Origin of the sequence: Snodgrassella sp. B3800 (genome assembly GCF_026535865.1) — a bacterium.
Lineage (GTDB): Bacteria > Pseudomonadota > Gammaproteobacteria > Burkholderiales > Neisseriaceae > Snodgrassella > Snodgrassella alvi_E.
Genome location: NZ_JAFNPH010000004.1, coordinates 133475 through 152596, shown reverse-complemented (window position 1 = coordinate 152596; position 19122 = coordinate 133475). Strand labels below are relative to the sequence as shown.

Sequence of the window (19122 nt, the reverse complement as noted above, 5' to 3'; positions counted from 1 at the left end):
ATTATCAGTGGTGGTAAAGGAAATGATACCCTTTACGGCAAAGATGGCAATGATATCCTCTACGGTGAAGAGGGTAATGATACGCTCAGCGGTGACGCAGGCAATGATATCCTGTATGGTGGCTCTGGCGACGATACCTTAAATGGTGGTACTGGCTACGATATCCTTATTGGCGGTACCGGCAATGATACTCTTAGCGGTGGCAACTACGAAAAAGACCGTTACGAGTTCGAAGCCGGCCATGGGCACGACATCATTAAAGATACTGGAAGTTATTATAATATCAATGACCTCAATGAAATTGTGTTCAAAGGTGCCAATTTCTCTGTCGATTATTTCAGTCGTTCCGGTAATGATTTAATCATCAAAGCCTATGGTGAAGAAGATTCACTTACCCTGCCTAATTATTTCGTCACTAATCCTGATCAATATCGTTCATTCAAATTTATCTTTGAAGATGTAACGCTTAATCCTCAGGATATCATTAATAAAATTACATTTATCCAGAATAGTGAAGATAATGATAATATCATTACCGTATAAATATGGAAATAATCTTATCAACAGAGGTAAAGGAAAAGATAGCTTTACGTCAATGGAGTAATGATACTTTAATCGATGGTACATGCAATGATTATATGGAAGGTGACTATGGTAACGATACTTATGTTTTTGCCAAAATTCATGGCCAAGATATCATTAATGATATTCAAGGTACTGCCGATACTATTCAATTTGCCGATGTTGATTTCGAAGAGGAATCTCTTACTAAGATAGCTTATTTCAATTAGAGAAATTCAAAGAAGAGAAGATATGCAATAAACAGGCATCACAATTATTGTGAGGCCTGTTTTTATATGAAAAACAAAATCCTTCAAATCTTTCACTATTGATTTAAATAGCTTTGTTATTTTTTCGCGGTGACCTGCCCTATGCGTTCATAAGCTTATCTTCAGATAAACCAGTCCATGCACACTTCTACCAAAAATACTCACACTATAAAAGCCAGAGGATAAACACATAACTAGATGTATTCATTGGGGAACCAATCTGCCTAAACCCTTAATTAGCCTTTTAAATGTTAAATTATAAACAATATTTTATATTTGTTTTTAATAACAAAAATTTCATAAATATTCTATCCAGAAAAAAAATTTGGATAATAGAATCATTAAACTATTGAAAAATCCCATTTGCAGAACTTATGTTAACTATGTTAATTTATGGGATATATTCATTAATTTATCATTTACTACAGAGACAGAATATAAAGCTTATGAAAAATTATAGTTTGCAGAAATTACCAAGAGTGCCATAAAAAACTTTACATAATTTTTTGGTTAATATAAGTGAACAATTCAAAGAAATTTAACTTAAATATTGAAATTAAAATTGGCATCACTTTTATTAAATTTCTCTTTATCACTTCTTTCAACCTACAAAATGAGCATAAGAATGAATAAAACTGTTAAAAATATCCAAACTGGGAATGACTGGGCTAAAGATCGCTATTTTTTTCAGCCAGGTCACGGGCAAAGTATCGTAAGAGACAAAGGCAACGAATATGACAAAGCCCAATACAATGATCTAATTTTTACTCGAGCCTGTGCAAGCAATGCCACATTCAGCCGTTCTGGTAACGATTTAATCATCAAAGCTTACGGACCGGCAGATTATGTAATATTGCCTGATTACTTCAACCCCAATAACGCTTACAGCCGCGCATTCAACTTTGTCTTTACAGACAAAACTTTAAGCAGGAATGACATAGCCGCCATGACTTTTATGCTTAATGGCACCAATAATGATGATGTACTTTATGGATGGGATAGCAACGACATTATCAATGGTGGAGCTGGTAACGACACCATCTATGGAGGCAGCGGCAACGATACCCTCAACGGAGACTCCGGAAATGATCATCTATACGGTGGCTATGGCAACGATATCCTCAATGGTGGTGATGGTGACGACTACCTAGAAGGTGAGCATGGAGACAACATGCTGGTTGGTGGAAATGGTAACGATATCCTGATAGGAAGTGATGATGGCTACAATGTTCTTATCGGCGGTACAGGTAACGATATACTGGCCGGAGGAGATGGTAAAGACCTCTATATTTTTCAAGCCGGCCATGGGCGGGATGTAATTAACGATAAAAGCAGCCAAACAGATGTAAGCAGCATTAATGATGTTAAATTTGAAAAGGCTTACGTAAAAAATGCCCTATTCAGCCGCTCAGGAAATAATTTAATTATTGAAGCTTATGGTGGCAATGATTCAGTGACTTTAACCGATTATTTCTGCCCCGATAGTCCGCAAAAGCGTGCCTTTAATTTTATATTCGAAGACAAAACACTTACTGTTGAAGACATTGCCCAAATGACTTTTGTGATAAACGGTACTTGGATTGATGACATTATTACAGGCTGGGACAGTAAAGACATTATCAGTGGCTGGCTGGGAAATGACACGATTTACGGCGGAAAGGGTGACGATATACTCTATGGAGATGCCGGTGATGACTGGCTGTATGGCGAAGAAGATAACGACACTCTTAATGGTGGCGATGGAAATGATCATCTGTATGGTGGTAATGGTCAAGACGTGCTTAATGGCGGCAGCGGTAATGATTTTCTGGATGGAGGAAATGGTAAGGATTTCTATATTTTCCAGTCCGGTCATGGACAAGATACCATTCAGGATAATATTACAGACACTGACAAAACCCAGTTTAACGATGTTATTTTCGAAAATGCTTGTTTTGCAGATGCCAAATTCAGCCGCTCAGGTAATAATCTGATTATTAAAGCCTATGGTGATAAGGATTCTGTTACCTTCACAGATTTCTTTAATTCAGATAATCAATACAGCCGCTCGTTTAATTTTGTCTTTTCTGATAAAACATTAAGTATCAATGATATTGCTGCTATGACATTCACAATCGATGGCACCAATGGAGACGATATACTTAAGGGATGGGACAGCAACGATATCATTAACGGCGGATTGGGAAATGATATTATTTATGGCGGTAATGGCAACGATATTCTTAATGGAGACGATGGAAACGATAAACTCTATGGAGAAAATGGTAACGACTATTTAAGCGGTGGAGCCGGTGACGATTATCTTGATGGTGGCAATGGTAACGACATACTTATAGGTGGAAATGGCAATGATATCTTAATAGGAGGACATGGTTATGACATTTTGAACGGTGGAGCAGGAAATGACATTCTAAGTGGTGGGGACTGGGAAAAAGACCGATATATCTTTCAGGCCGGCCATGGTCAGGATATCATCAATGATTTAGGTTCAAGTACGGATAAAGAGCAATACAACGATGTTGTATTTGAAAATGCCTATATTCAAAATGTGATTTTTAGCCGCTCAGGCAATGATCTTATCATTAGAGCTTATGGTGGCAATGATTCTGTTACTTTAAGCAATTTTTTTAGCCAAAGTAATACCGGCTATCGTGCTTACAATTTTGTTTTTGCCGACATAACTTTGCCAGCAGATATCATCAATAATATAAACATTTCGACAAACGGTACCGACGGTGATGATGTATTACATGGGTGGGAAGGTAACGACATCATCAACGGTAAAGCGGGAAATGATATCCTTTTTGGGGGAAGTGGTAACGACATACTGAATGGTGATGCCGGTAATGACAAACTCTATGGAGAAGATGGCAACGATATTCTGAATGGTGGTGATGGAGATGATTACCTTGATGGCGGTAATGGGGACGATATTCTTATCGGCGGTAGCGGTAACGATATCCTGATAGGTGGCAATGGCTATGATGTACTAATTGGCGGTACTGGCAATGACATTCTTTCAGGTGAAGAAGGCAAAGACCTGTATATCTTCCAGGCTGGTCATGGACAGGATACTATATATGACAAAAGCCAATCTACAGAAAAATGCCAGTTTAACGATATAAAATTTGAAAAAGCATTATCTTCGAATGCTGTATTTAGCCGCACAGGAAATAATTTAATTATTAAGGCTTATGGAAGTAATGATTCTGTTACTTTGACTGATTTTTTCGACCGCGAAAACCCCTATACCCGTGCATTCAACTTTATTTTCGAAGATAAAACATTCACCGTCGATGATATTGCTAAAATGACATTCATAATTGAAGGTACCAATGCAGATGATGTGCTCAATGGATGGGACAGCAACGACATCATCAATGGCCGAAAAGGCAATGATGTTATTTACGGAGGTAAAGGCAACGATATTCTCTATGGGAATGAAGGTCATGACACAATTTACGGAGAAGAAGGTGATGACAATATTATTGGCGGTAGTGGCAATGATATCCTTCTAGGCGGTGGCGGGAATGATTCACTCTTGGGTGAAGAAGGCTACGATATACTGAATGGAGGTGCAGGTAATGATTATCTCTATGGTGGCAATTTTGAAAGAGATATGTATGTTTTCAATGCCGGCCACGGACAAGATGTAGTCAGCGATATGGCTGCAAATTCCCAACAAGGTGATATTCTGGCTTTCAAAGACTATAAAAGTAATGAATTGTGGTTTAGTCATAACGGCAATGATTTAATTATCAGCCATCTAGGCACTACAGATCAGGTGACAGTTAAAAACTGGTATCTCACTGATTACTGTCGCCAATACTGCATCACCACGGCTGATGGTAAAGAAATATTTGCCTCACAAATTCAGCAATTAGTGAATGCCATGTCATCCTTTAGTTCTGATTCGCAAAACATTCCATCAATAGATGAACAAAAGATGCTATTCAATCAGCAGGCAATCATTTCATCATACTGGGGAAATTAAATTTAAATTTTTAATACCGATTTAATATTTAATAAAAGGAATCCACCACGGGATTCCTTTTTATTTTTCCGAAAAATTATTTTAAATAAGCAAACATATAATTTAAAAATAAAACCGGCTAAGTATAAATACAGAGCCAGTTTTACTTTACAAACTGAGATGTGTGTCCATCCCAAACAAATATAAATTGTTATAGGTGCATACCAGTTAGACGAGCAGTATCCTGAGCAATCATCAGCTCTTCATTGGTTGGAATCACCATCACAGATGCTTTACTATCTGCTGTGCTGATTACACCTGGCGTACCAAAGCAAGCTTCCATATTGGCATCATGATCCAGAATCAGACCGAACACATTCAGATAATTCACTACTTTTTCACGCATCATGGTAGAGTTTTCACCAATACCTCCAGTAAAGACCAGCGCATCAAGACTGCCACAAGCAACCATCATGCCGCCTACATATTTAGCTAAGCGGTAAGCAAAAACATCCAAAGCCAGCTCTGCCCCTTTATGTCCATTAGCGGCTGCTTCTTCCAGCATGCGGCAATCATTGGACAGATTAGATAAACCGAGCAATCCGCTTTCCTTGTTCAGCATTTCAGTAATCTGTTCGATGCTCATTTTGGCATTAGCAGCTAAGAATGAAAAAATACTTGGATCAATGTCACCACAACGGGTACCCATTACGAGCCCTTCCAGCGGAGTCAGACCCATGCTGGTATCCTGTGAACGGCCATTTTTCACAGCTGTAATGGATGCACCATTGCCCAGATGAGCAATAACCATACTCATTTCATTGATATCACGCTTTAAAAAAGCAGCGGTTTCCTGTGCCACATAGCGATAGCTGGTACCATGAGCACCATAACGGCGCACACCATAACGAGTATATAGGGTGGATGGAACAGCATAGTGATAGGCATGTGGAGGCATAGTCTGATGAAATGCAGTATCAAACACCGCTACCTGCGGTAAGTCCGGAAATGCCTGCTGAGCAGCCTGAATACCCAGAATATGAGCCGGATTGTGTAATGGAGCCAACACAATACAGGCTTCGATATCTCGCATTACTTCAGGAGTAATCACTGTGGACTGAGTAAAACGTTCGCCACCATGAACCACACGGTGACCAATCGCTTTTACGCGGTCGTACAGTCCTAAATCTTTCAGCTGTTCCAGCAAAGCCATAACAGCAGCTACATGGTCATGACTACCTGTCAAAGCGTGTTTGTGTTTTTCACCATTTATTTTAAAAGTAATGAAAGCATCAGTATTGCCTACTTTTTCAGCCAGACAGCTCATTAAAACTTCTTTTTCGGCCACATCCATTACTGCAGCTTTCACGGAAGAACTGCCGCAATTAAGTACCAATACTAAATCTTGCTCACTCATGTTGTTGTCCTGTTTATTTTATTACTCAGTTTCAAAAAGAAAGTTCATTCTTTTTTTGATTAACGGGCAAACAGCGTTCGTGCACCTGTAAAACGCTGGCTGAAATAGGGTTGATCCAGTCTGGCCGTACGAATCACACCGTTACTGGAAGGAGCATGAATAAATTCACCGTTACCGATATACAACCCCATATGAGAATACGTCTGACCCGAAGTATTGAAAAAAACCAAATCCCCGACCTCCAGATCGCGCGTACGAATTGGAGCAGAAACAGCGGCTATATCTCGAGCAGTACGGGGTAGCCTTACTTGCAAAGCTTGCTGGTAAACATATTGCACCATACCACTACAATCAAAACCATTATCACGGGTACTACCACCATATCGGTACGGGGTGCCTATCAGACTCAGGCTTTGCAGCATTAATTCCTGGCTGCCTGCCCGGTGGCTGATTTTAGTAATCCGGATAGGAGCCAGATGGTGCTGACTGGCAATCTGAACTCCTTTTCGTTTTCCAGTACCACAGGCCGAAAGAAACAGAATCAGCGCGCCTAAAACGGCACGCCGCTGTGCATTACATGCCATCATTCATTGATACCCTGTGTGATTAACTGATTCATCCCTACTACGGAAATATAACATGAGTTGGTAATAATTTCTCTAAGCAAAAAGGCTTAACTGATTATCATTACAATACCTAACCTTGTCGTACAAAACCCACAAAAGAGCTAACAAAGCCTGATTTAAACGCCCTTGCCGACTTTTATTTTCTTGACAGTAGCTTTGCGCAAGAATAGAGTAGATACACTAATTTGTAAAAACCAGCTGAGAAACAGACGCCTGTCCGCTTTTTCAGCCGCAATTATAACACTTTAGTAGTAATGACACTCATCGGGCATCAAGAGACAGGAAGCAGCATGCAGGACTTTGCACCACTCATTATTCGCAATCATCATCTCATTCCGATAGTACAGGGAGGGATGGGCGTAGGTATTTCCGCGTCCAAACTAGCCAGTGCCGTAGCACGTGAAAATGGTGTTGGTACCATTGCAAGTGTAGATTTGCGTCATCTTCATCCCGATTTACTGGAACAATCTAAAGAAAATCCCACCCAGGAAAAATACGATTCCCTCAACCGGATTGCTTTAGACCGAGAAATCAAAGCTGCCTTGGCACAGTCAGAAGGACGAGGCATGATTGCCGTAAATGTCATGAAAGCGGTAAAAGACCATCAGGCAATGGTACAACAAGCCTGTGAATCCGGTGCTCATGCAATTGTAATGGGTGCAGGCTTGCCATTAGATTTACCTGATATGACCGAAAATTTTCCTGACGTTGCTCTTTTGCCGATTTTGTCCGAATCCCGTGGTATCGCCATTGTCCTCAAACGCTGGATGAAAAAAAACCGGCTTCCGGATGCAATTGTAATTGAGCACCCAGCACATGCAGCCGGTCATCTTGGAGCTGCCACAGTAGCTGGAGTCAATGATGAACGTTTTGAATTCAAACGAGTTTTAACCGAAACATTTGAATTATTTAAAAAACTGGATTTAGAGCGGGAAAAAATCCCTTTAATCATCGCTGGTGGGATGGCCAACTTTCAGAAAATCTCCACCGCCCTGAAAGAATGGGGTGCTGCCGCCGTACAGATAGGTACAGCCTTTGCCGTTACGCAGGAAGGTGATGCACATATCAATTTCAAAAAAACACTGGCTGGTGCTGAAGGTGAACAAATTGTTGAGTTCATGTCTGTCGCCGGTTTACCAGCGCGCGGTGTCAAAACTAAATTTCTAGACAGCTACTTGAAACGAGAAAGTGTTTTGCAGGCCAATGCCAAAGCCGATCCACGACGCTGTACACAAGGTATTAATTGTTTATCTGTATGTGGACTACGTGATGGACTGGAAAAAGTCGGCCAATTTTGTATTGACTTAAAGTTGGCTGCAGCTTGGCGCGGTGAAACTGACAAAGGTTTGTTTTTCCGCGGTAAAGATCCTTTACCTTTTGGCAATGCTATGCGTACGGTTAAAGAAACCATTGACTATTTATTAACCGGACATATACAGGCTGAACAAAAATCTGCCTGAGTGTTCATTTTGTTCATTAAGCCACTTAATATGTGGCTTTTTATTTATTCATTAGTTTTATACACACTTAATACGCTTAAGTCTGCCAGCAACTGATATAAGCGCAGTAATAAAAATTACAACTTACTGCTGCGGTAAACAGATTGGTGGTAGTATCAAAGTATAGAAAATTTGATGCATATACCACTATGAATCCAAAACTAGAATTATTACAACCCTATCCTTTTGCCCGCCTGCGTAAATTAACGGATGGATTAGAACCGCCAGCCAATCTAAAACCTATATCCTTACATATTGGCGAACCAAAGCATCCCACCCCTGCAGTGCTTACGGACGCATTGCAGCAACATCTGGACGGATTTGCTGTATATCCCCTTACGGCGGGGATACCTGAATTAAAAGAAGCCTGCGCCCAGTGGCTAAACCGCCGATATGATGGTTTAAGTGTCAATGCTGAAAGTGAAGTGCTGCCAGTTTTAGGTAGTAGAGAGGCATTATTTGCTTTTACCCAAACCATTATAGATACAAGCAGCGAGTATAAACCTGTCGTAATTAGCCCTAATCCGTTTTATCAGATATATGAAGGAGCTGCTTTACTGGCTGGCGCACGAGTAGAATATGTCAATTGTCGGGCACCACACTTCATGCCCCAATGGGAGGAAATTGATAGCAACACATGGTCAAAAGTGCAGTTGGTATTCGTTTGTTCACCAGGCAATCCAAGCGGTGCCGTCATGAATCTAGAAGAATGGCAGAAATTATTTGCACTACAAGACAAATATGGCTTTGTTATTGCTTCAGATGAATGTTATTCAGAAATTTACTTTGATGATAACAATAAACCCTTAGGAGCTTTGCAAGCTGCAACACAATCGGGACGAACATTTGATAATTTAATTATGTTCACCAGCCTATCCAAACGCTCTAATGCACCAGGATTGCGTTCGGGCTTTGTAGCTGGCGACAGCAAACTCTTGTCCAGCTTTTTACTATACCGTACCTATCATGGTAGTGCCATGAGTTTACCAGTACAGTACGCCAGTATCGCTGCATGGAATGATGAACAGCATGTAATCGAAAACCGACAACTGTACCGAGAAAAATTCGATAAAGTCTTACCAATTTTACAGCGCAAATTCGCTATCCACAAACCTGATGCCTCTTTTTATTTGTGGTTATCAGTACCCGACTGCGATGATTTAGCCTTTACTCAAAAATTATGGCAAAAGGCTGCAATCAGGGTATTACCGGGTCGCTATCTTGCACGCAATACACCTCATGGCAACGCTGGTGCCGGTTATGTCCGCATTGCATTGGTTTCCAGTGTAGAAGAATGCATTGAGGCAGCTAATCGAATGGTTAATTTGTCTTTCTAACAACATCTTTAAACAAATAATTAATAACATAAAACCAGAAATGCATGTATTGAATACAAATATTTCTGGTTTTAATTTTATAATGCTATAGCAATTATTCTACATTCTGTACCTGTTCACGCATTTGTTCAATCAGCACTTTCAGCCCTACTGAAGCCTGAGTACATTCAATGGCAATGGCTTTACTACCCAGCGTATTCGCTTCACGGTTTAGTTCCTGCATCAGAAAGTCTAGACGCTTACCTACACTACCATTATGCTCCTGCAGAAGACGTCTTGTTTCAGCGATATGTGTATTCAGCCGATTCAGCTCTTCATCCACATCAGCCTTTTGCATAAACAGTACAAATTCTTGTTTCAGACGTTCCGCATCTACCTGTGCCACAGCTTCGCGTAAGCGTGTTTCGGACTTATTCATATAATCCTGCAACAATTGAGGAAACAGCTGCTGTATTGCAGCCACAATATCGCTCATATCATTTAGCCTGTTCAACAGATGCTGTTGCAGTTTCTCTCCTTCTCGAGCCCTTGCAGCCTTAAGTTCGGATAATACTTGCTTGAGCAATGTCTGCACACCATTTAATAAGACATCATCATCCTCTGAAGTGGCCATAAGCACACCAGGGAAATGAAGAATATCGGCCACTGTTAACTTACCCAAATCCTTATGCTGGCGACGCAACTGATGATTAAATGCAGCCAGCTGCTCTACCAATTGATGATTGATAGGCAGACTTTCTGTATTCTGATTAGGTAATGCCTGAATCTGTATGCGGCATTCCAGTTTCCCACGAGCCACTTCCGCACTGATTAATTCACGCATCTGTCCTTCAAAAGGACGTAATTCCTCTGGTACTTTAAACTGAATGTCTAGATAACGATGATTTACAGCCCTAAGCTCAATGTTGATTTGACGACTACCAAATTGTCCTGAACCGTTTGCATAGCCAGTCATACTGTATAACATATTATTTTCCTTAAAACGTTTTTTCCTGCCTGCTATTATTCAAACTGGCAATTAAATCAAGTATAACGAAATCCGCTTAATTCTTAAAAGACCTAATTAGTATGATGAACAGCATACAAGTAATATAATATTTGCTTTATCACTCTTTCCTGTCCTGCCAGCATGAAAACCAATACAGTACCTAACCGCACCAACCGTGCAAACGATGAACCGCGTCAACTGACGATTGTTCCGCATTTTTTGCCTCATGCTGATGGTTCCGTACTTATCAGCTGCGGTAATACCAAAGTTATCTGCACAGCCACCATCGATGAAAATGTACCTCCTTTTTTGAAAGAAAGCGGACGTGGCTGGGTGACTGCAGAATATGGCATGCTGCCCGCTTCTGCCAACGGGCGCATGCGCCGTGAAGCAGTAGCTGGTAAACAGACTGGTCGAACACAGGAAATCCAGCGCCTGATTGGCCGTTCCTTACGGGCAGTAGTAGACATGAAAAAGCTGGGCAGCCGCCAAATACTGATTGATTGTGATGTAATTCAGGCTGATGGAGGTACCCGGACCGCTAGCATAAGTGGTGCTTTCGTCGCGATGTCTCTGGCTATAAGCAAACTGCTTAACCAAGGCGTCATCATAGAAAATCCCATCCGTGAAGCAGTTGCCGCTATTTCTGTTGGTATGCTTGACAACACATTGTTACTTGACCTGGATTATCCAGAAGATTCAAACTGCGATGCTGACATCAACATTGTTATGACTGCATCAGAACAATTAGTGGAAATTCAGGGTACCGCAGAGGGTGCCACATTTAGTATCCAGCAGTTGAATCAATTAATCAGTCTGGCACAAAAAGGCATTCGTTCTATTCTTGCTGCTCAGCAGCAAGCATTAAAAGCCTATTAATTCAAACAAATACAACTAACTATTATCTAAATTTAAAGATAATTTAAAACAAGCCGCTTGAATCTGACAAAATACTGATTCAGCGGCTTGTTTTTACATGATAAAAATGCTACAAAGAACGCCCTGACTGGATAAATAAGCAGATAGTGTTTACACAGTCTCTCCTTTTTTGACAATAAAACAACTCAGAAAGCAAGCAGTATTATGGCGTTAATCGTACAGAAATACGGCGGTACCTCAGTAGGTTCAGTAGAACGCATTAAAAACGTAGCGCGTCGGGTAGCACAGGCCAAAGCCAATGGTGATGATGTTGTCGTAGTGGTTTCCGCAATGAGTGGCGAAACCAATCGTTTAGTTGCACTGGCTCATGAAATACAGGAAAAACCCAATCCACGTGAAATGGATGTTGTACTTTCAACCGGAGAGCAAGTTACGATCGGCCTTCTAGCCATGGCTTTACACAGCATTGGAGTAGATGCCAAAAGCTATACCGGCTGGCAGGTAGCGGTAAAAACCGATTGCGCTCACACCAAAGCCAGAATCGATGCAATTGACGAAATTCGCATTCGTAGCGATCTGAATGCAGGTAAGGTTGTCATCATAGCAGGCTTTCAGGGTGTAAACGCGAACAACGACATCACTACGCTAGGCAGAGGCGGTTCTGATACCTCAGCTGTGGCTCTGGCCGCAGCATTGAAAGCAGACGAATGCCAGATATATACCGATGTAGACGGCGTCTACACAACCGACCCGCGGGTCGTACCAGAAGCACGGCGTCTAGAAACCATTTCATTTGAAGAAATGCTAGAACTGGCTAGTTTGGGGAGCAAGGTTTTGCAAATCCGTTCGGTAGAATTTGCCGGCAAATACAAAGTGCGGCTGCGCGTCTTAAGCAGTTTGGAAAACAGTGGCAAAGGTACTTTAATAACGTTTGAAGAGGATCAAGATATGATGGAACATGCGGCAGTATCCGGTATTGCTTTTGATAAAAATCAGGCACGAATTAATGTGCGTGGTGTGCCGGATACACCGGGAATGGCTTCTCAGATACTCGGTGCCGTAGCCGATGCCAATATTGAAGTAGACATGATTATCCAGAATGTAGGTTCTGCAGGCACCACAGATTTCTCTTTCACCGTACCACGTAGCGATTATCAAAATACATTGGATATTCTGCATGAAGTGCAGAAAACTATCGGTGCCCGCGAAGTTTGCGGCGATGATACCGTATGCAAAGTTTCCATTGTTGGCATGGGCATGCGTTCACATGTAGGCATTGCCTCCACCATGTTCCGCACATTAGCGAAAGAAAACATCAATATCCAAATGATTTCTACTTCTGAAATCAAAGTATCCGTGTTAATTGATGAAAAATATCTGGAGCTGGCTACGCGCGTGCTGCATCAAGTATTTGAGCTTGATAAAGAACCATCCCAAAGAAGTTAAAACATCTATTTAATTCTTGTAAAGTTCACAAACGGCCGGCCGAGTCACATCAGTCGGCCTTTAATTATTGTACAATGGCAGCTATTTGTTTAAATTATTGCTGCATCCATGTCCCATACACCAAAACACGAATACGAAAACAACAAGCTGGTCAAACGGCTCCGTCATCAGGTTGGTGCTGCTATCAATGATTTTCAGATGATTGCAGACGGCGACAAAATCATGGTTTGCCTCTCTGGTGGCAAGGATAGCTATGCATTGCTGGATATCCTGCTGCGATTACAGAAATCCGCTCCTGTACGGTTTGAGATTCTGGCCGTTAATCTGGATCAGAAGCAACCAGGCTTTCCAGCGCATATTTTGCCGAATTATCTGAGCAGTCTGGATGTCCCGTTTAAAATCATTGAAGAAGATACATATAGTGTTGTCAAACGCGTGATCAATGAAGGTAAAACCACCTGCGGGCTGTGTAGCCGTTTACGGCGCGGCATTCTGTACCGAGTAGCAAAAGAAAATGGCTGTACCAAAATCGCTTTAGGTCACCATCGCGACGACATTTTGGAAACCCTGTTTCTTAATATGTTCTATGGTGGCAAGCTTAAAGCCATGCCTCCCAAACTGTTATCAGATAATGGCGAGCACATCATCATCCGTCCTCTGGCTTATGTTAAAGAAAAAGACCTCATTCGCTTTGCACAAATCCAGAATTTCCCCATTATTCCATGCAATCTTTGTGGCTCTCAGCCCAATCTGCAAAGACAGGTAATTAAAGATATGCTGCAACAGTGGGATAAAACATTTCCCGGACGGATTGAATCCATGTTTTCCGCCTTGCAGAACGTCATACCCTCTCATTTGGCAGACACTCAGTTATTTAACTTCGTAGCGTTGCAACAAGGACAAAAACTGCCACATGGTGGCGATACAGCTTTTGACCGTGAATATTATCCAACTACACCAACGCTGGCACAGACCGGCGAATTTACACAGCTTGCAACCACAGTAAAACCTATTATTAACATTTTAGATTCCCGACATTAAGCCCCTATGAATCAATCAAGAAAAAAATTAACTCCCGCAAAAGCCATGGTCGCCGCCATTAGTGGCTACGCCATGGATGGTTTCGACCTATTGATACTGGGTTTTATGCTCAGCGCCATTAGCACAGACCTTGGTCTCAACGCTTCTCAGGCCGGTTCTCTCGTCACATGGACCCTAATTGGCTCAGTTGTTGGCGGCATTGTATTTGGTCACCTAAGCGACCGATTCGGCCGTGTGCGCATGCTCTCACTGACTATTCTTATGTTTGCCGTATTCACTGGCCTATGCGCCATTGCACAGGGCTACTATGATCTGCTGATATATCGAGCACTAGCTGGCATGGGCCTAGGCGGTGAATTCGGTATCGGCATGGCCATGATTGCAGAAGTCTGGCCAGCAGCAAAGCGCAATCGTGCCTCAGCATTTGTCGGCATAGGCTGGCAGCTCGGCGTACTGGCTGCCGCATTCATTACCCCATTCTTGCTCAGCATTATTGGCTGGCGCGGTATGTTCCTAGTCGGATTGTTTCCTGCTGTGGCCTCCTACTTCATCCGTCACGATACCAGCGAACCAGAGCAGTTTACCCGTGAACACAAAGCCAAAGGTGAGCTGTCCTTTTCAGGTCGCCTGTGTTTACTGATCAAAGACCGTCAGACGGCCAAAACCAGCCTTGGCATCTTCATTCTCTGTGCAGTACAAAATTTTGGCTACTACGGTTTAATGATATGGATGCCCAGCTATCTGGCCAACAAACTGGGCTTCAGCCTCACTGCATCCGGTAATTGGACAGCAGTCACCGTAATCGGAATGATTATCGGCATCTGGCTATTTGGATTTCTCGCCGACCATTTTGCACGCTGGAAAATTTTTCTGATTTACCAAATAGGTGCCTTTATTATGGTGGCACAGTATGCCCAATTACAGGATCCTGCCGCCCTGCTAATCTGTGGAGCAATAATGGGATTGTTTGTTAATGGCATGATTGGTGGTTATGGCGCCCTCATATCCGATAATTTCCCACCACATGTACGCGCCACAGCTCAGAACGTCCTCTTCAACCTTGGTCGCGGAGTTGGCGGTTTTGGACCACTTGTTATAGGTTTTTTTGTAAAAGAATGGTCTTTCTATGCCGCCTTGTGCTTACTAGCGTCCATCTATCTGTTAGACATCATTGCAACCCTGTGGCTGATACCTAAACACAACCAAACCCCATCCAAAGACGACAGCCTTGGCGTAATAGGCTGATAAACCAGCCTGACTGATTAATTTTTCCATCAGTGCAGTGGTACAATACCCTGCACTGATTTTTTAGCCATTATTCAACAAATAAACATGACCACACTAAACAAAATTATTCTCTTTACTGACAAAGACGGCTTTGCCCGTTTTAAGGAAGAAAAAATCGAATTAAGCGAAGGCAATGAAAAAAGCCGCTTATCCATATGGATGAATGCGGAAGGTCTACAATTACGCCAAAGTCCGGTTGGCTTTGCCAGCGACTTTCACTGTACCGGCAAACCGCAATGGCTATTTGTACTACAGGGCATCATGGAAATCGGCTTGCGTGATGGTACAACCCGCCGCTTCGGACCTGGTGAATATTTCTATTCTGCAGACACCCTACCAACAGGTGTCTCATTTGATACAAACATTCACGGACATTGCAGCCGCCTGATTGGCGATAAACCACTGATTACCGCTTTTATCCGTGACTAAATTAACAGCATAAATATCCATACAAAGGAAAATATAATATGTCAGAATCAATGCTTTTCACTCTGCCCGACGCTGAAGACAACAGCTTCAGCATCGCCGAACACCTACCCGCCGTTGTCTATTTTTATCCCAAAGACAACACCCCGGGCTGTACAACTGAGGCACAGGAATTCAGCGCCTTACTACCTCAATTCAAACAACTTGGTTACAGCGTAGTGGGCATATCCCGCGATACAGAAAAAAGTCATCACAATTTCATCTGCAAATATCAACTCAACGTCACCTTGTTATCCGATTGCGAAGAAAAGGTGTGCCGACAGTTTGACGTACTCAAAGAAAAAAACATGTATGGCAAAAAAGTATTCGGTATAGAAAGAAGCACCTTCATTCTAGATAAAAATGGCAACATTGTGCAGGAATGGCGCAAAGTCAAAGCAGCCGGCCATGCTCAGACCGTTTTAGATACCTTACAAAACCATGTCTAGTTACCTCTACCATGCCCCTTGCTGCCCGCTAATTATAGATTGCCACCCGCTGAATTACATACAAAGCATACGCTGGCAAAAAGACACAACAGAAAAAATGCCCGAATTAACCGGTTTCTGGGCACAACAGCTTGACGCTTACTTTGACGGCACCTTACACAATTTCAACCTCTCACCTTCATCCGCAGGTACTGAATTTCAGCAGCGCGTCTGGCAGGTTATCGCCTCCATACCATATGGGCAGGTAGCCACCTACGGCGATATAGCTCGCATATTGGGCAGCGCCCCCAGAGCTGTGGGGCAAGCTTGTGGCAAAAATCCTTTACCTATTGTTATTCCCTGTCACCGAGTAATTTCAGCTACTGGTCTAGGTGGATTCAGTCTGAGCAACGATAGTTTCGAACTGGGTATCAAACGCTGGCTACTTACCCATGAAAATGCCACATGGTAACCCAAGCCTTACCAGCAGAATTGCTCGAACCAATTGAATCATTACTAGAGCATTTATGGCTGAGCGAACAACTGGCTTTTAACACTCTGGAAAGCTACCGACGCGATCTAAGCAAAATAGCCCGACGCTTACATGCACAGCAACTGAACTGGTCCAACGTAGACGCGTTATCACTGGCCACTGCCCTATTTATAGATACAGAAAAGCCATCATCACAAGCGCGCGCCTTGTCAGCATGCAAACGACTGTTTAGTTGGATGCAAGAATACAATCGGCGGCAGGATTTACCCACAGAGCAACTTCAGATGCCGAAAAAAGGACAGCATCTGCCCGATATCATATCTGAAAGCCAGATAGATGCCTTGCTGGCAGCTCCAGATACTGAATCGATACATGGTTTGCGCGATAAAGCTTTACTCGAACTAATGTACGCCACCGGATTACGTGTCAGCGAAGCTGTCAACCTGCACATAAACGAAATTGATTTACAAAACGGCTTACTTAGCACCATCGGTAAAGGCAACAAGCAACGTATGGTACCTCTTGGCGAAGAAGCCACAGACTGGCTACAAAACTACTTTACACATGCCAGACCTGCCTTACTTAAAGGAAAAGCATGTGATGCCGTATTTGTCAGCCAGAAAAAAACCGCCATCAGCCGCCAGCTTGCTTGGATGATTGTAACCAAATATGCAAGCGCTGCCGGTATTCATCACCTTAGTCCGCATGGATTACGCCATGCCTTTGCCACACATCTGGTTAATCACGGAGCCGATTTGCGCGTCGTCCAGCTTCTGCTGGGACATGCAGACATAGGGACCACCCAAATCTATACTCACGTTGCCAATGAACGCTTGAAACAACTGGTACATGAGCACCACCCACGTGGCTAAAACAATTTATATTCAAGTGAAAATTTTATTTTATATAAATATCTTACCAGCCAGTCGACTAATTGCCTAATCTGAAAGAGCCGGAATCAGTTCATTTAATACATCATAATGACATCAAGAAGTAATTAGAAGCGAACTTTCAAAATCTTTTATTTAACCTGCTTACTCCAACTTTTTTTCATGCTGATCCCAAACGGACACATAATGCATCATCCAATAAAATAGCCAGCACGCATTGCATACTGGCCACACTATATTCGAACTAGCAATACCAACACCAAATAATATTAAAATAAACCTAAGCTAGATCCAATATTCACAGAATTCTGTGGCGTAGGCTGCATCGTAAATTTCGGACTTCCGGTATAGTCAAACTTGATACGATAGTCCATTTTAATTGCTTGCTTAAATTCTTTAACTTTATCCAAAGGGATTTCCATTTCAGTTCTCATCCCAGTAATACGTCCCTTAGAATCCAGATAAAAATTATATATAATCGGTGAAGAATTATTTTTCAACTGCTGAATAAAATAAGCAGCTGGTACACCAGACCTGCCATTATCATCACCAGTATAGATAGCCGTCAAACCATCAACAACATTTTGTAAAACCGCATAATCCTGTGGTTGATATTTACTATCCGATCCGGCTTTAGCAGCAGCCTGCTTCAAACTTTCAGAAATGCTTTTCAGCATAGCTATATCATACTTCAAACTCATTGCATAGTTTGAATTCAGCCTAACCTGATATTTAGCTTCCAGATTTTTACCGAATTCATCTACATCAACCTTTGTAAATGCATTTGCATCAATAGCAGCATAACCATCATCTACAGATTTAGGTAGGCTTTTAAGCAAATCTTCAACCGGTAAATGCACCAGTCGTTCTTGTGGTACTGCGACTTGCAAATATCTGTCCCCCACTACTCGAGTAGGATTTGATTGCTCATTCATAATATCTGAGATATTAGTTATCGCAGAGGCATCCACATATACTGCTAAATTATTAAAATCAATATAGGTTGGAAATTTATAAGAAACTAAAGCATTTTTGTTTTCATAGCGCAATTCCGGAATAACTTCCACACGTCCTTTCGGCATATCCACTGCACCGGTGAAAGGAATGGTAAAAGATTTACTCAATAAATTTAGTACCCTATTTAACGACTTCATTTGCTTCTTATAGAAATCTCTTTCATCTGCAACTTCTGCTTCTTCATCCGAATTCGAATCTAAATCCACGTCAAAGGCATCACTTGCTTTATGTTCAATTACATCAGAATTTTTATCAGCTATATCTGCATTAACCTGATTTGGTACATCTAGTTTAAGCGTGCCCGAAAAATTGTACTGATTGTCCTCCTTCATCATCCGCTGCATACCAGCGCGAACCATCTTATCAGGAGATTGTTCTATCTTAGAAGACCCACATGCAGATAACAATCCGCCCACTGTAAGCGCCAAAATTAATTTAGTCATTTGTAATTGCATAGTTTTCCCTTGAAAACAAAATTCAAAAAAATTTAAATACGTTAATTATTG

Annotated in this window: 17 protein-coding genes; 13 read left to right on the top strand and 4 right to left on the bottom strand. The window is 41.9% G+C overall.

Going from position 1 to position 19122, the window contains the following annotated elements:
* The 3 genes from J3U64_RS09945 to J3U64_RS07500 form a co-directional block, all read left to right on the top strand.
* Positions 1-543: calcium-binding protein (locus J3U64_RS09945; RefSeq protein WP_416384986.1), on the top strand; the 543-nt coding region annotated here is incomplete at its 5' end.
* 2 nt (positions 544-545) lie between these two features.
* Positions 546-791 carry a hypothetical protein gene (locus J3U64_RS07505; RefSeq protein ID WP_267408788.1) on the top strand — a complete coding sequence of 82 codons (246 nt, stop codon included), beginning with the start codon at positions 546-548 and terminating at the stop codon, positions 789-791.
* A gap of 664 nt (positions 792-1455) precedes the next feature.
* Complete coding sequence (locus J3U64_RS07500; protein ID WP_267408787.1) at positions 1456-4824, top strand: calcium-binding protein; 3369 nt, start codon at positions 1456-1458, stop codon at positions 4822-4824.
* A gap of 190 nt (positions 4825-5014) precedes the next feature.
* On the opposite strand, the gene J3U64_RS07495 is transcribed toward J3U64_RS07500, so the two are convergent.
* Positions 5015-6220, bottom strand: coding sequence for an acetate kinase (locus tag J3U64_RS07495; RefSeq protein WP_267391909.1), 1206 nt, complete (start codon positions 6218-6220; stop codon positions 5015-5017).
* A gap of 59 nt (positions 6221-6279) precedes the next feature.
* On the bottom strand, positions 6280-6807 hold the full coding sequence (locus tag J3U64_RS07490) for a C40 family peptidase (RefSeq protein WP_267391910.1): 528 nt from the start codon (positions 6805-6807) through the stop codon (positions 6280-6282).
* A gap of 329 nt (positions 6808-7136) precedes the next feature.
* Here J3U64_RS07490 and J3U64_RS07485 point away from each other — a divergent pair, with 329 nt between their 5' ends.
* Positions 7137-8306 (top strand): NAD(P)H-dependent flavin oxidoreductase, encoded by a 1170-nt coding sequence (locus tag J3U64_RS07485; RefSeq protein ID WP_267403295.1) that lies wholly within the window; start codon positions 7137-7139, stop codon positions 8304-8306.
* A 188-nt stretch (positions 8307-8494) separates the two neighbouring features.
* Entirely contained in the window at positions 8495-9682 is a 1188-nt protein-coding gene (dapC, locus tag J3U64_RS07480; RefSeq protein WP_267391912.1) for a succinyldiaminopimelate transaminase, read from the top strand.
* Positions 9683-9776: 94 nt separating this feature from the next.
* Here the strand turns inward: dapC and J3U64_RS07475 are convergent, their stop codons facing one another.
* Positions 9777-10649 carry a YicC/YloC family endoribonuclease gene (locus tag J3U64_RS07475; RefSeq protein ID WP_267391913.1) on the bottom strand — a complete coding sequence of 291 codons (873 nt, stop codon included), beginning with the start codon at positions 10647-10649 and terminating at the stop codon, positions 9777-9779.
* A 162-nt stretch (positions 10650-10811) separates the two neighbouring features.
* Here J3U64_RS07475 and rph point away from each other — a divergent pair, with 162 nt between their 5' ends.
* From rph to xerD, 8 genes are all read left to right on the top strand, one after another.
* Positions 10812-11549 carry a ribonuclease PH gene (gene rph / locus J3U64_RS07470; protein WP_267391914.1) on the top strand — a complete coding sequence of 246 codons (738 nt, stop codon included), beginning with the start codon at positions 10812-10814 and terminating at the stop codon, positions 11547-11549.
* 204 nt (positions 11550-11753) lie between these two features.
* Positions 11754-12995 (top strand): aspartate kinase, encoded by a 1242-nt coding sequence (locus J3U64_RS07465; RefSeq protein ID WP_100141252.1) that lies wholly within the window; start codon positions 11754-11756, stop codon positions 12993-12995.
* 108 nt (positions 12996-13103) lie between these two features.
* A complete protein-coding gene (gene ttcA, locus J3U64_RS07460; RefSeq protein WP_267391915.1) occupies positions 13104-14036 on the top strand; it encodes a tRNA 2-thiocytidine(32) synthetase TtcA in 933 nt (310 codons plus the stop codon).
* A 6-nt stretch (positions 14037-14042) separates the two neighbouring features.
* A complete protein-coding gene (locus J3U64_RS07455; protein WP_267391916.1) occupies positions 14043-15281 on the top strand; it encodes an MFS transporter in 1239 nt (412 codons plus the stop codon).
* A gap of 87 nt (positions 15282-15368) precedes the next feature.
* Positions 15369-15752, top strand: a complete 384-nt coding sequence (locus tag J3U64_RS07450) for a hypothetical protein (RefSeq protein ID WP_267391917.1) — start codon at positions 15369-15371, stop codon at positions 15750-15752.
* 38 nt (positions 15753-15790) lie between these two features.
* Entirely contained in the window at positions 15791-16237 is a 447-nt protein-coding gene (locus tag J3U64_RS07445; protein ID WP_267391918.1) for a peroxiredoxin, read from the top strand.
* Between the two features lie 97 nt (positions 16238-16334).
* Positions 16335-16688, top strand: a complete 354-nt coding sequence (locus J3U64_RS07440; RefSeq protein WP_267403291.1) for a methylated-DNA--[protein]-cysteine S-methyltransferase — start codon at positions 16335-16337, stop codon at positions 16686-16688.
* Complete coding sequence (gene xerD / locus J3U64_RS07435) at positions 16682-17581, top strand: site-specific tyrosine recombinase XerD (protein WP_267403290.1); 900 nt, start codon at positions 16682-16684, stop codon at positions 17579-17581. Before J3U64_RS07440 ends, xerD begins: the two co-directional genes overlap by 7 nt.
* Positions 17582-17868: 287 nt before the next feature.
* Here xerD and J3U64_RS07430 read toward each other — a convergent pair whose 3' ends face one another.
* Positions 17869-19071, bottom strand: a complete 1203-nt coding sequence (locus tag J3U64_RS07430; protein WP_267408786.1) for a hypothetical protein — start codon at positions 19069-19071, stop codon at positions 17869-17871.
* Positions 19072-19122: the final 51 nt, after the last annotated feature.

What these genes read in the sequence shown, in the direction of transcription:
- J3U64_RS07505 (WP_267408788.1), top strand. Translation starts at nt 546, where the DNA reads ATGGAAATAATCTTATCAACAGAGGTAAAGGAAAAGATAGCTTTACGT.
- J3U64_RS07500 (WP_267408787.1), top strand. Translation starts at nt 1,456, where the DNA reads ATGAATAAAACTGTTAAAAATATCCAAACTGGGAATGACTGGGCTAAA.
- J3U64_RS07495 (WP_267391909.1), bottom strand. Translation starts at nt 6,220, where the DNA reads ATGAGTGAGCAAGATTTAGTATTGGTACTTAATTGCGGCAGTTCTTCC.
- J3U64_RS07490 (WP_267391910.1), bottom strand. Translation starts at nt 6,807, where the DNA reads ATGATGGCATGTAATGCACAGCGGCGTGCCGTTTTAGGCGCGCTGATT.
- J3U64_RS07485 (WP_267403295.1), top strand. Translation starts at nt 7,137, where the DNA reads ATGCAGGACTTTGCACCACTCATTATTCGCAATCATCATCTCATTCCG.
- dapC (WP_267391912.1), top strand. Translation starts at nt 8,495, where the DNA reads ATGAATCCAAAACTAGAATTATTACAACCCTATCCTTTTGCCCGCCTG.
- J3U64_RS07475 (WP_267391913.1), bottom strand. Translation starts at nt 10,649, where the DNA reads ATGTTATACAGTATGACTGGCTATGCAAACGGTTCAGGACAATTTGGT.
- rph (WP_267391914.1), top strand. Translation starts at nt 10,812, where the DNA reads ATGAAAACCAATACAGTACCTAACCGCACCAACCGTGCAAACGATGAA.
- J3U64_RS07465 (WP_100141252.1), top strand. Translation starts at nt 11,754, where the DNA reads ATGGCGTTAATCGTACAGAAATACGGCGGTACCTCAGTAGGTTCAGTA.
- ttcA (WP_267391915.1), top strand. Translation starts at nt 13,104, where the DNA reads ATGTCCCATACACCAAAACACGAATACGAAAACAACAAGCTGGTCAAA.
- J3U64_RS07455 (WP_267391916.1), top strand. Translation starts at nt 14,043, where the DNA reads ATGAATCAATCAAGAAAAAAATTAACTCCCGCAAAAGCCATGGTCGCC.
- J3U64_RS07450 (WP_267391917.1), top strand. Translation starts at nt 15,369, where the DNA reads ATGACCACACTAAACAAAATTATTCTCTTTACTGACAAAGACGGCTTT.
- J3U64_RS07445 (WP_267391918.1), top strand. Translation starts at nt 15,791, where the DNA reads ATGTCAGAATCAATGCTTTTCACTCTGCCCGACGCTGAAGACAACAGC.
- J3U64_RS07440 (WP_267403291.1), top strand. Translation starts at nt 16,335, where the DNA reads ATGCCCGAATTAACCGGTTTCTGGGCACAACAGCTTGACGCTTACTTT.
- xerD (WP_267403290.1), top strand. Translation starts at nt 16,682, where the DNA reads ATGGTAACCCAAGCCTTACCAGCAGAATTGCTCGAACCAATTGAATCA.
- J3U64_RS07430 (WP_267408786.1), bottom strand. Translation starts at nt 19,071, where the DNA reads ATGCAATTACAAATGACTAAATTAATTTTGGCGCTTACAGTGGGCGGA.